The organism is Pseudarthrobacter sp. AL07, assembly GCF_029960665.1.
In the GTDB taxonomy this organism is placed as follows: Bacteria; Actinomycetota; Actinomycetes; order Actinomycetales; family Micrococcaceae; genus Arthrobacter.
Map to the genome: position 1 here is coordinate 1 of NZ_JASBRB010000043.1, position 10,869 is coordinate 10,869.

The window sequence follows — 10,869 nt, forward strand, 5'->3', positions numbered from 1 at the left end:
TTAGAACCGCCAAACCGAACTGTGAAAAAACCGCCAAACCGAATCAACAGTCACAGTTTTCCGCAGAAAGACGCCCCCTTTGCAGCCGCTCGCCCCGAACTCCGCGATTCTCAAATCAACCTGTTCTTGAAATCCTTCGTTTTCAAGAACTTGTCGGCCGCCGAATCGGAGCGGCGGCCCGGGCTGCTCGTTCAATTACCTGCTTCTTGCAGCAGGGTTCTCGGATCCCAGCAGATTGTTCGATGCTTTCTCTGAAAATGCCCCTTATATAGTCGAGCCATGGGGAGAACATTGCAGGTGCCTATGCTGCCGCTAGCGCTGCGTGGATTTCGCGAAGCGCATACAAGGCACGACGGCCTGCGGTTGTCAGCTGATCCAGAAAGTTTGTATGTCTCGGCCGCTGAATGTGTCTACTGGGCGGCAACTATTGACGAACAGATCCGCGGCCGGAGAGGCTACGCAAACTTCCAAGCAAATCATCTGGGCGGTCAGTTGCTGCCTGGGGTCCGGTATGTGAGGAACGTTAAGACCCATGGCCTACCAATGACGATGCAGAAAATTGTCGGAAAGGTATACCCGATAACGTTTCCCCTTCCTGGATTTGAAGTTGTGTGGCTACCCCTCGACGCCCTACCTGCGCCACGCGACAAAACGAACAAGTACACCCAAGCGCAGGCAGATTCATATGCCCAACATCTGGCAGGACAGCCCACACGACACACATTCAGACTTCTCGCTGACGGGTTCGACTACTTGGCGACAATTGATGGCTCACCGCTGTCAGAAGAACGTGACGCTCAAGTGAAGAACTGAGCGGCAACCTGCTTGGGCGTTCGGACGTTCCAAGGTATTTGGCGGCAAGGCCAGAAGCCCCATCACCTGTATTCAACGTTTCAGATGGACTGCGACCTGGAGAGTCCGGCACGGCGTGACTGTCCCAGTTCCCAAGGAAACGCGACGCCGGCTTTGGGGGAACGCTGAATGGGACGGAAACGGGGCGGCGTAACCGGACACATCCATCGGAGTCAAGTTGTGCAGACGACTTCGGACATTCCGTGCAGGCGACTTCGGAAACTGACAGTGGCTCCGCGGCATGCTGCGTAACCTGACTGTCCCGTAAGTTATCCCAAAACTCCCGCCATAATCACCCGGCACAGGAACAACTTTCGGTACGGTTTCAGGCATGGACATTGGATACGCACGGGTATCAACGGCGAAACGGGACCTGGCCCGGCAACTGGACGCCCTGGCGGCCGCCGGCGTCGACAACGAACACATCTTCGTGGACAAGAAGTCAGGCCGCCGACTAGCCGCTCCCTGACCACGGCCGGGCCCTGACCTAGTCTGCGTCCGCTTCGGTGAAGTACGGCGAGAACGATTTGTTCTTCTTAGGCACCGGGGGCCTTCGTCTCCGGGGCGACGCGTTGCAGCAAGGCGTTGTGTACCTTCTCCAGGGTGGCGCTGCGTGCCTCGGCGCTAGCGAGCTTCTTCTCCGCCTCCGCGGCCGCCCCGACGGCGGCGCGTTCTGCTGCACGTGAGTCTTCGAGCTCAGCGCCCCTGGCAGCCAGCTGCTGCTCCAAGGCCTGCGCCTTGGACTCCAGGGCGGTGACGCGGGCCTGGAAGTCGGCGGTCGCGGTTTCTCTCTCTGCGGCTGCCTTGTCCAGGTCCGCCACGAGCTCGGCGATTTCCAGGTCTTTGTCTTTGCGTTCCTGCGCCCAGGCCGCTTCGACGGCGGTGTGCCGGTCGGCCGCCTGGGTGGAGGCCTCGGCCCAGCAGGCAGCGGCGAGCCGGGTCGCTTGTTCGAGCAGGGCCGGCGGTGTAGCGGCGACCTGTCCGCCGGCGGCGAGCTTCTCCTCTGACCATTCCTTCAGGTAGCGGGTGGCGTCCGCATTGCTGACGCTGGCTGCCGCGCGGACCGTGGAAACGGTCGGGCGGCGCTCTGCGCTGATCTGGTCGGCGGCGGCAAACACGCGGTCTTTCACACTCGACGTCATGGCGTCTTCTCCCAAAAGTAGTAGGAGTAGTAACGATACTACTCCTACTACTACTGTTCAAGGGTTTAGAACGGCGATTCAGAATCGGGGTCCGCTCCCCCAGCCCCCGGGCACCGCTGGTCGCCGGGGCACCCGGGCACCGGCCGGCGCGGCCGTCGTGGACGTAACCGTGTGGCGGGTGGCATGAGCCGGCAATCCGCTCACGAACGCTGGTCCAACAAAGAATGACCTGCGGGGTCCTTCCGCTACGGTACCAACGGGGGTTATCAGGGGTGGATGACCCCATGCTCGGAACCGGCCGAGTCAACTAGGCTGATCCGGTGGAAATCACCGGAACGATCCAAATGGCCGACGGCAGCACCGACCACATCACCGCCCAGGGCGACACTTACGACAACGCCAAGGCCGTACTTGAGGCCGCCATCCCCGAAGGCGCCAAGCTGATCGCCATCCGCAAGGACAGCTGACCACGATGACTGAACACAGGACAGCGCCGCACCCGGAGTGGGTCCAGATGTACCGGCAAGGCCTCACCACCGCCAAAATCGCCGCCACAGCAGGCATCGGCCAAAGCACCGTCCGCTACCACCTGGCCATCGCCGCCGCCGCGGAACCCTCCATTAGGGACGACCACCGCAGCGCAACCCGCACAGCGCCGGCCACCCGCATCACCGCCGACGGGCTACGGAACCTCGACGACACCCTCGCACTGCACCGGGCCGAGGGCCGACTCCCCTCGAGCAGTTCCCCCTCCGCGCGGGAGCGTGCCCTGGCCATGTGGCTGGTCAGACGACGCCAGGACCACGACCGGGGAAGCCTCTCCCTCACCTACAGGGAAGGCCTGCAGGAAATCCCCGGCTGGGAACAACGGACCCGCAAAGACAACGACGAAAAACGTTGGAACCAACGCCTGATCGAGCTCACCGACTACATGGGCACCGGGAACGACTGGCCCCGCCACAAGAAAACAGACACCGAACAAGAACGACTCCTGGGCATGTGGACCACGGCAAAGAAGAACAGCTGAACACACTCCTTCGTGGCTGGCGTGACGGCAGGACCCGCGGCCGACCGCCCGGCTCCCCAAACATCCCACGCGGCTGAACGGCTGCGGCGATCTTTGAACTCCACCGCGGTTCCCCGTCGGGTCAGCCCGAATAATAGCAATATCTACTGATATCTATCATTTTGCTACAGTTGTATATATTTCAGTAGATCTTCATAGAGATGAGACTCGCTTGGATCCCGTATTGAATCCCTACTCGCCCGGAGCCGGACGGAAGCCGGCGGCCCTTGTCGGTCGCGACCAACCGCGCAGGGATTGGCAGATTGCTATCGAACGTGTTGAATCCGGCAGAACGGCCCAGCCTTTCGTTCTCTACGGGCTAAGAGGCGTGGGCAAGACAGTTCTACTCTCGGACTTCCGCCGCTCCGCGAGTGAGCGGGACTGGCTAGTCGCACAGGTCGAAGCTGGCGCCGGCAAGTCACTTCGCGAGGCGCTAGGAGAAGCCCTTCACGCGCCTCTTGCCGATCTGGCACGCCCGTCGGCCGGACGGCGACTACTCAAGGCGCTAAAAACAGCCGTCAGCTTCAAAGCGTCCTACGACCAGAGCGGAACCTGGAACTTCGGCCTGGACCTGGACGGGGCCTCAGGCGGAGGCGCGGACACTGGCGTCCTCGAAACAGATCTCCGCAAACTCATCCACGACCTGGCCTTGGCTGCAGAGGAGGAGAGCGTCGGCCTGGCGATCCTGATTGACGAAGCGCAGGATCTCAATCCGGCCGAACTCGTGGCACTCTGCGCAATAGCCCACGCCGCCGCGCAAGACGACTGGCGCGTCCTCTTCGCGTTTGCCGGACTGCCGAGCCTGCCCAGGGTCCTCGCCGAAGCGAAGTCTTACGCCGAACGGTTCAATTACGAGAAGATCGAGGAGCTCCGCGGCACCGTCGCCTCCGAAGCCCTGACGAAACCGGCAGGCGAGGATGGGGTCGAATGGGAGGACTCTGCCGTCGCCCTGATCGTCGACGAAAGCGCAGGCTATCCGTACTTCCTGCAGCAATTCGGACAAGACACATGGAACGCCGCAACGGGTGTGAAAATCACCTTCGACGATGCCCGCGTTGGTGCCGCCAATGGCCGGGCAGCCCTGGACAGTGGCTTCTTCCGCGCCCGCTGGGACCGGGCAACTCGAGCCGAACAGAACTACCTCAGGGCCATGGCCGAAGACGACGACAAAGGTAGCTCATCCGGCGAAATAGCAGTACGGCTGGGACGAGGGCCGGCTAGTTTCGGCCCGATTCGAGCGAACCTGATTGCGAAGGGCCTGGTCTACGCTCCAGAACATGGAGTCATCGCATTCACCGTTCCTGGAATGGCGGCCTTCATCAAACGCCAACCCAACGGGTCCTAGGCATGTGACTGCACATCCAACGCATGAAGTACCGAGGCCGCGAACTGGACCAGGACAACGAAGCACAGCTGAACGCCCTTCCCGCATGGCGCATTGGCAGAGTGCGCGGCCGCCCGCCAGGTGTCCCCAAGCGTCCAGCGGGAGGCAGTCACGTCGGCAGTCCACCGTCCTACCGATCCCCCAATTGCCGACGGCGAGCGACTACCTCGTTTAAATAATTCCGTCCGGACAGAATTATTTTTTCAACCGGTCGCGTATGGCTTCATCCAGGAAGTCGATGATCGTGATTCCGGATGCCTCGATGTAGGAGTCCAGTTCATCCCTGAGTTCAATTTCGATCTTGGATGAAAACGGCTCCATCCTTCGCTTGCTCCTGGGGCGGCCCGGGCCAGGGCCTCTCGTCCGTAGCGATAGTTGTGGATCGGCCCCCGGTGCCTCAGTAACTGGCTGCACTTCAGGCTTCGGGTCCGACATTTCCGTCCTGGCCGTTAGAACATCAACGACATCGGCCGCCGGCGCCTTTCGGATGGATGATTTTCTGTCAATGGCCATTTACTTCTCTCCGTCCAGGGAACGGGCGTGAGCCACGAACTTCTCTGTCATGATGACCGCTCCCCTACTGCTCAGTTTTGTCAGCGGCGCCCTGCTGCTGATGGAATCCTGCATCGCCGTCCTTAGTGGCAAGTGGGGAACCATCACGTCCGTGCCGTACTCGGCTTCGAGTTCGCCGATCTGGAAATTGTGTTCGCCGGTTAGGGGCGAGCTGGTTTTGTTGATGATGATGCCTATAAATTCCAGGTCCGGGTTGAGGTGGGGTAGCGACTGCACTTTTTTGACGGTTTCCAGGAACTCGGTCACGCCTTTGACGGAGAAGGCAGCGGGTTCGGTGACCACCACGACTCGATCAGCCCAGATCAATCCGTTGAGAGTCAACCTTCCCAGAGCTGGCGGCAAATCAATGAGGACATGGTCGTACGCATCCAACTCCTCTGCGCCCCATGCAGCTGTCTTGAGTCGCATCTCTGGTGTCATGATGCTTTCTGTTTCCAACCGGGCAAGCGACTCCGAACTGGGTATGAGGTCAATGCCCGACCAAGAGGTTGGGGTGATCGCCTGGCCGAGTGTGCCCGCTTCTCCGCCGTAGAGAACATCAAAGATGTCGAACTCTCCAGCTCCTTCCAGCGCATCGGTGGCGTTTGCCTGGGGATCCAGATCGATCACCAGGACCTTCTTACCGATGAGCCTCAATCCCGTGGCAAGACCCAGGGTCACGGACGTCTTGCCCACGCCGCCCTTTCGGTTGCCTATGGCCGTTACTTTCATGTTGCTCTCCTCTCAGTTAAATAAAGACTGACAGATTGATAGATGGACGTCAATCCGTCAATCCGTCCATCTATCAATCTATCACTCCGTCATGACGTAATTATTTATTCGCTAGCTACATCATGACAGAACTCCCTTTCTCGGCTTTCACGGGCTAAGGCCCCCCGGACTGCTAGCAGCTGTGGCCCCCACCCAGCCAGAATGTCGTAAGCCGCCGACAGGGGAGTGGGTGAAGGATCTGATGTGGGCCCCGCAGGTCAAAGGCTCCGAGCCATGAGCACCATGGCTTCCACGAATTACCCGGGCCACGTCCCCAAGATCAGTTTCTAAGCTGCCAGCCACAAGGCTGCGTCGTCCGGCGGAATCCAAAGTTCTTCCCGCTCAGGGTCGTACAGGTCGACTTCGTTCATCCGAACGTCCAAGAATCGGTCCAAGTAAGCATGCCAGGCCGCACGTTCACGTCGGTTGCGGCTGATGTGGGCTTGGTAGTCCTCCATCACGCCCAGACGTTCCGCGAGTGAACGGAGGTTGGCTGTGGCCGTGATCTTCCAGTGCCGGCCGTCCCTGTGGATCATCCCCAGGCCTTCCATTGCGGTAAGGGCCTTCTCGACGGTTGAGCGGCTTATTCCGGTGTTTCGTATGAGCTCTGCGCTGGTGGGGGAGTGGCGGCCGCGCTCGATAGCCTCGTACACGAGGGCTGATGCATCCCCAAGTGCCCGGAATACAGGACGTATGGAATGGATCTTGCCCTTCCGCCAGGTGAGTTCACGGGCCAGCTGCTGATACTGCTCGGGTAGTTGGATGAGGTAAATGTCAGCTGCTTTGTGGCGGGCGTCAGCGACTTTGGTGAGGATCCCGTCGGAAGCTTGGACCAGGATTGGCAGGAGCCTGGCGACGGTGACGTGGTGCTTTCCCATTGCCGTGGCCAGTGTGCGGCACCCGACGTCCAGAAGGTTTGTTTCTTGCTTCCTCATGTAGGCAAGCAGTGCGCGTATGAGGAAGCGAAGGCCGAGGCCTTCACGGCCTCGATCTTTAAGTCTGTGGTCAAGTACCGCATAGAGAACATTTTCTAGATCGTTCACGAGGTGGTGGAGGGCAGCTGGGCTGGGCTTAGTAATTACCCCCCCTGTGGGAAGAGTGGGGCTTGTGTTGTTAATAAACGCATCTTTTCCCCGTCGTTCGCGGGGCTTGGTTTTTTGTGTCCACGATTCAGCCTTTGCCCATTCCTGCTTTATGAGACGGTTCTGCTTTGCAGTCGAGCCGTAGAGTGCCGCGAGACCGGGGAACTGTCCGGTCAGTTCGTTCTGCACCTGGGCCATGGTCCAGCCGCAGGCGCTGAAGTGGTTGAGGACGGCCATGCGTGCCTCTGACGGGCTCTTGTAGCGTGCTGTGTCGTAGAGGCCTGTTCGGGCAATCCGGCGTAGCGCGGATTCGCTGCCTGCCGTCAGCGGAAGCGGCTGCGCGGCCGTGGTGCGCTGTCCAGCAACGGCTTTGGCCTGGCGTGCTTTCAGAGCACGGTTGCGGGCCAGCTCAGGAGCCAGTGCGGTCCGGAGGGCGTCAACAGCCGTGCCGGGATTTCTGCGGCGCAGGATGTCGTAGGCCTGGGACAGGGGTGTGATGAGGGTTTGGTGGCCGCCGGATTTGTGGGCCGATCCTGGAACGCGAATACAACCGTCGGTAATGTTCTGGTGGGGGCTGGGGTCAAGGCTCGCGGCCGTCAGAGCCAGAGCCTCTATGAGCTCGCGTGCCTCCGCGGCCATGAGGCGTTCTTGGAGCGGGATATACAGATGTCGGCCACCGCTGGGGGAGAAGTCCTCGACAAAGATCACACCGCACGCCCTAAGCGCGCTGCGCAGGCGCGCTGCGTCAGAGTCAACTACTCCTTGGAGGGCCTTGGAGGTGTCCAGGTCCAGGCACAGTGTGGCGACACTGCCATCTGCCCCGTGGAGCATGACCGCCGCGGGCCGCTCAGGCAACGCCCTCGTGATCATGGGGGCAGCCTTGGGTCGGGGGTACTGGAAGCGGTCACCGATCCATCGGCCCAGCCGGTAACTGGGCTGGCCGGCAATCAGCGGGGCGAGGATCCATGCCTGCTCCGGGGTGCCTTGACAAGAAACACGCGAAGGGGCATGCGTTGACGCGGAAGATGCTTCAGGTACGATAGGACCAGTTCCTCTCCACTGGATTGGTACGACAAAATCCACCCACTGGGTGGGTGTTGGCAAAAGTTCAGATCTCATCCCGCCAAGAACAGGATCTGAACGCATACTTTTTGAAGGCCCGCTCTGTGCGGGCCTTCAGTTTTTAACTGGCTTTAGAGGTAAACAGGTCCTCCGGTAGTTGAGAGCGGTCAAACCAAGTTGGAATGCCGTCCTGTGAAATTTCATCGCGCAGGTGCTTCAGTACAACTTCCATGACTTCGCTCTGGGACATCCCTAAGCGGTTACCCAGAGCGACGACGAGTTGCTTATCTTCGCTGGGAACACTTGTCACCAGCTGGACATTGTCCAAGCCTGTCCCGCGCTTGCGGCGAAGGGGTGTAGTAGTCATAGCGCCAAATTAGCGTTAACGCTAAGGATTAAGTGGGAGATGCCACGTTCTGGCGTGTCGATAGTTGTACTCACCGCTTAGTCGAGGCCCAGCGCTCGGCCCAATTCCGCATACCTCTGCTCGACTTCAGAACTAACCAAGGCGTACCTGACCCGCATGCCGTTTCGTTCTTCGGTGGCCGGAGGATCCTGGAGCACAACACCCTCATCCGCGAGCAACTGAAGGTTGTGCTTCGCTGTTGCCACCCCAATCTCCAGGGCTTTTGCTACGTCGCTTCGCGTGGAGGGGCCGTGTTCCGTCAGATACCCGATGATTGCAACCTTTGTCAGATTGCCGAAGGCGTTAATGACTCGCTCCACGGAAGTAGTTGAGTTTGGTCGAACGTATCGGGGCATAGGGACAATCTTGCCGCACCCAAAGGTCTATATGCATGACCAGAGCATAGCGGATAGTTTAATTATCCGCTATGCTCTGGTCATGTGCGTTTGATTCTCCGGCGGAGCAACGCGCGGGAAAGAGCGCAGATAGCGAGTGATCACTGACACAGAAAAGCCGTGTGACAAGCGATTCCGGCTCAACGTGTGGACAATGGCCTGTTGGTCCACCGAATGGAATTTGTCAATGCAGCTGGTGGCTGTGGAAACGATGTCCAAGGGGGAGTGACAGATTTTGAAGAGTTTATTGCCGTTTGGTACGCCGTGGCAGATGGACGGCGCTCTGCGTGAACGGGCGATCCAGGAACGTGAAGTCTTCCGGTCCTGGGTGGCCGAACTGGACGCCCCTGCAGGGCAGGTGCGGGTACTTAACGAGCTTCTGGAATTGATGGATGAGCGCGAGTTCATTGAAGGACGCGCTGCCTGCGTGACCTACGAGGCCGAGCTCGCCCGCCGTACAGGGCTGGGGGACTCCCTGGAAGCTGTCCTCAAAGACCTGACCGGCGCCGGCGTGCTGACCTCCCACAGGGCCGCCGAGGTCTTCGAGGATGGCCGCCCGGGCGTGGTGCTGCGCATTCGACGCCCTGGCGTTCTCCTCACGGTGGAAGCCGCCGGCCCTCTGTGGCTCAAGGATTCCTGGTTCCGTAACCGGGGCGAGGGACTGTCCTGATGCAGCGCAAGTCGCTTGGCCTGGTGGCAGTCATTGCCACCCCCGGGCTGTTCCTCGGCCTGATCTTCTCCATGCTCTTGCTGTTGGCCCCCGCGAAGCCTGCTGTGGCTAACTGCGGCTCCGCCATCTCTGTTGTCATCGACGCCAACACCAAGGTCGATGGCTACACCGAAGAGCAGCTGAAGAACGCTGCGGCGATCATGGGTGCCGGCAAGGCCCTGGACCTGTCCGTTAAGGGCCAGATGATCAGCGTCATGGTCTCCCTGGGGGAGTCGGGATTGCGCGTCCTGGACCATGGCGACGGACCCGGCCCCGATTCCCGGGGGTTGTTTCAGCAGCGCGACAACGGTGCGTGGGGTTCCTACACGGACCGTATGAACCCCATCGCCAGCGCCACGAACTTCATCAAGGCACTGCAGGCTGTCCCCGGCTGGGAGCTGTTGGAGCCGACCCTCGCCGGCAACAAGGTCCAGCGCAACGCCGACCCGTACCACTACCAGAAGTACTGGCCCGCGGCCGTCAAACTCGTCCAGGCACTCTCGGACGAAAACTTCACCCTGGAAGGCAGCGACTGCGCCATCCCGGGACAGTCCGGTGCCGGGGATGACTACCCGTGGAAAGACGCTCCCACCTGGTTGCAGGTCGGAGCGAACGCTGCCAGCACCTCGCCGCTGGGTATGTACAACCGCGAGTGCGTTGACTTTGCATTGTGGCGCGTAAACCAGCAGATGGGTTCCACCAGCGCGCCGTTCAAGCTCCTCAACGGGACCTTCCGCCCGGACGGGCAGGGCCTCGGCTCGGCCCTGACATGGAAGAGCGGCTGGGACGCCAAAGGCTGGCCCACCGGCAGCACGCCCCGCGTCGGTGCCGTCGTCTGGTACGCACCCGGCACAGGGGGAGCGGACCAGAACTTCGGCCACATCGCCGTGGTCAAGGAAGTCAAAGACGACGGGATCTACGTCGAAGAGGGCTACAACGGCAACCCGCCCCCGGACGACCACAACTACTACACCCGGTCAGTCAGCAGCAACGTCCCCTCAGCTTTTCTGTACCTGCCCACTCAAGAGGAGAAGAAGTGAAAAAGCCCCTGGCCCTGCTCACCGTGGCCCTGCTCTGCGCTTCATGCGCACCAGCAGCGAGCACCACACCAGCACCGGCAGAATCAACCACCACTACGCCATCGGCCCCCGTGTCCCTGAGCGCCAACAGCGGCCCCCAGGCACCCGGGGGAACAGTCCCGGCCACAACCGGCATCACCTGGGATCAAGGCAGCAAAGACAAAGCCGTGGAAGTCGCTGAGAAGGCGATGGCGGACTTTGCCCGCCCTGCAGAGGAGGAAAAGCAGTGGGCCAACGATCTTGCCCGCTGGCTGACACCACAGGCCACCGCCGACTACTCGGCGGTGGACCCGGCCAACATCCCAGCCAACCGCGTCACCGGTCCGGCCACGCTGAGCGTCGATGAAGCCAACGGCTACGGCGTCACGG

14 protein-coding genes are annotated in these 10,869 nt (G+C 60.8%); 8 read left to right on the forward strand and 6 right to left on the reverse strand.

Features of this window, described 5'->3' with window-relative positions; all coding sequences use genetic code 11:
- Positions 1 to 255, forward strand: a 255-nt coding sequence (locus tag QK290_RS17650; protein WP_282331951.1) for a hypothetical protein, incomplete at its 5' end; no start/stop codon positions are given.
- 928 nt (positions 256 to 1,183) lie between these two features.
- Positions 1,184 to 1,321 carry a recombinase family protein gene (locus QK290_RS17655; RefSeq protein ID WP_348994489.1) on the forward strand — a complete coding sequence of 46 codons (138 nt, stop codon included), beginning with the start codon at positions 1,184 to 1,186 and terminating at the stop codon, positions 1,319 to 1,321.
- 67 nt (positions 1,322 to 1,388) lie between these two features.
- Here QK290_RS17655 and QK290_RS17660 read toward each other — a convergent pair whose 3' ends face one another.
- A complete protein-coding gene (locus tag QK290_RS17660; protein ID WP_282331952.1) occupies positions 1,389 to 1,994 on the reverse strand; it encodes a DNA-binding protein in 606 nt (201 codons plus the stop codon).
- A gap of 320 nt (positions 1,995 to 2,314) precedes the next feature.
- Here QK290_RS17660 and QK290_RS17665 point away from each other — a divergent pair, with 320 nt between their 5' ends.
- The 3 genes from QK290_RS17665 to QK290_RS17675 all read left to right on the forward strand — a co-directional run bounded on the left by QK290_RS17665 (position 2,315) and on the right by QK290_RS17675 (position 4,405).
- The gene (locus tag QK290_RS17665; RefSeq protein ID WP_282331954.1) at positions 2,315 to 2,461 is read left to right on the forward strand and encodes a hypothetical protein; all 147 of its coding nucleotides are present in this window, start codon (positions 2,315 to 2,317) and stop codon (positions 2,459 to 2,461) included.
- A 5-nt stretch (positions 2,462 to 2,466) separates the two neighbouring features.
- The gene (locus tag QK290_RS17670; protein WP_282331955.1) at positions 2,467 to 3,021 is read left to right on the forward strand and encodes a helicase-associated protein; all 555 of its coding nucleotides are present in this window, start codon (positions 2,467 to 2,469) and stop codon (positions 3,019 to 3,021) included.
- 223 nt (positions 3,022 to 3,244) lie between these two features.
- Complete coding sequence (locus QK290_RS17675) at positions 3,245 to 4,405, forward strand: ATP-binding protein (protein ID WP_282331965.1); 1,161 nt, start codon at positions 3,245 to 3,247, stop codon at positions 4,403 to 4,405.
- Between the two features lie 234 nt (positions 4,406 to 4,639).
- Here QK290_RS17675 and QK290_RS17680 read toward each other — a convergent pair whose 3' ends face one another.
- The 5 genes from QK290_RS17680 to QK290_RS17700 all read right to left on the reverse strand — a co-directional run bounded on the left by QK290_RS17680 (position 4,640) and on the right by QK290_RS17700 (position 8,637).
- Entirely contained in the window at positions 4,640 to 4,765 is a 126-nt protein-coding gene (locus QK290_RS17680) for a hypothetical protein (protein WP_281355424.1), read from the reverse strand.
- A gap of 192 nt (positions 4,766 to 4,957) precedes the next feature.
- Entirely contained in the window at positions 4,958 to 5,728 is a 771-nt protein-coding gene (locus tag QK290_RS17685) for an AAA family ATPase (protein ID WP_160679746.1), read from the reverse strand.
- A gap of 326 nt (positions 5,729 to 6,054) precedes the next feature.
- Positions 6,055 to 7,719, reverse strand: coding sequence for a hypothetical protein (locus QK290_RS17690; protein ID WP_282331957.1), 1,665 nt, complete (start codon positions 7,717 to 7,719; stop codon positions 6,055 to 6,057).
- Positions 7,720 to 8,032: 313 nt separating this feature from the next.
- Positions 8,033 to 8,278, reverse strand: a complete 246-nt coding sequence (locus tag QK290_RS17695; RefSeq protein WP_160679748.1) for a hypothetical protein — start codon at positions 8,276 to 8,278, stop codon at positions 8,033 to 8,035.
- Between the two features lie 77 nt (positions 8,279 to 8,355).
- Positions 8,356 to 8,637, reverse strand: a complete 282-nt coding sequence (locus tag QK290_RS17700; RefSeq protein WP_282331961.1) for a helix-turn-helix domain-containing protein — start codon at positions 8,635 to 8,637, stop codon at positions 8,356 to 8,358.
- Between the two features lie 310 nt (positions 8,638 to 8,947).
- On the opposite strand from QK290_RS17700, the gene QK290_RS17705 reads away from it, so the two are divergent.
- The 3 genes from QK290_RS17705 to QK290_RS17715 all read left to right on the forward strand — a co-directional run.
- Positions 8,948 to 9,382: a hypothetical protein gene (locus QK290_RS17705; protein WP_282331962.1), complete on the forward strand. Its 435-nt coding sequence runs from the start codon at positions 8,948 to 8,950 to the stop codon at positions 9,380 to 9,382.
- Entirely contained in the window at positions 9,382 to 10,461 is a 1,080-nt protein-coding gene (locus QK290_RS17710; protein ID WP_282331963.1) for a CHAP domain-containing protein, read from the forward strand. The genes QK290_RS17705 and QK290_RS17710 overlap by 1 nt, the downstream gene beginning before the upstream one ends.
- A partial coding sequence (locus tag QK290_RS17715; RefSeq protein ID WP_282331964.1) for a hypothetical protein occupies positions 10,458 to 10,869 on the forward strand: 412 nt, incomplete at its 3' end. The genes QK290_RS17710 and QK290_RS17715, both read left to right, overlap by 4 nt.

What these genes read in the sequence shown, in the direction of transcription:
- QK290_RS17655 (WP_348994489.1), top strand. Translation starts at nt 1,184, where the DNA reads ATGGACATTGGATACGCACGGGTATCAACGGCGAAACGGGACCTGGCC.
- QK290_RS17660 (WP_282331952.1), bottom strand. Translation starts at nt 1,994, where the DNA reads ATGACGTCGAGTGTGAAAGACCGCGTGTTTGCCGCCGCCGACCAGATC.
- QK290_RS17670 (WP_282331955.1), top strand. Translation starts at nt 2,467, where the DNA reads ATGACTGAACACAGGACAGCGCCGCACCCGGAGTGGGTCCAGATGTAC.
- QK290_RS17680 (WP_281355424.1), bottom strand. Translation starts at nt 4,765, where the DNA reads ATGGAGCCGTTTTCATCCAAGATCGAAATTGAACTCAGGGATGAACTG.
- QK290_RS17685 (WP_160679746.1), bottom strand. Translation starts at nt 5,728, where the DNA reads ATGAAAGTAACGGCCATAGGCAACCGAAAGGGCGGCGTGGGCAAGACG.
- QK290_RS17690 (WP_282331957.1), bottom strand. Translation starts at nt 7,719, where the DNA reads ATGATCACGAGGGCGTTGCCTGAGCGGCCCGCGGCGGTCATGCTCCAC.
- QK290_RS17695 (WP_160679748.1), bottom strand. Translation starts at nt 8,278, where the DNA reads ATGACTACTACACCCCTTCGCCGCAAGCGCGGGACAGGCTTGGACAAT.
- QK290_RS17710 (WP_282331963.1), top strand. Translation starts at nt 9,382, where the DNA reads ATGCAGCGCAAGTCGCTTGGCCTGGTGGCAGTCATTGCCACCCCCGGG.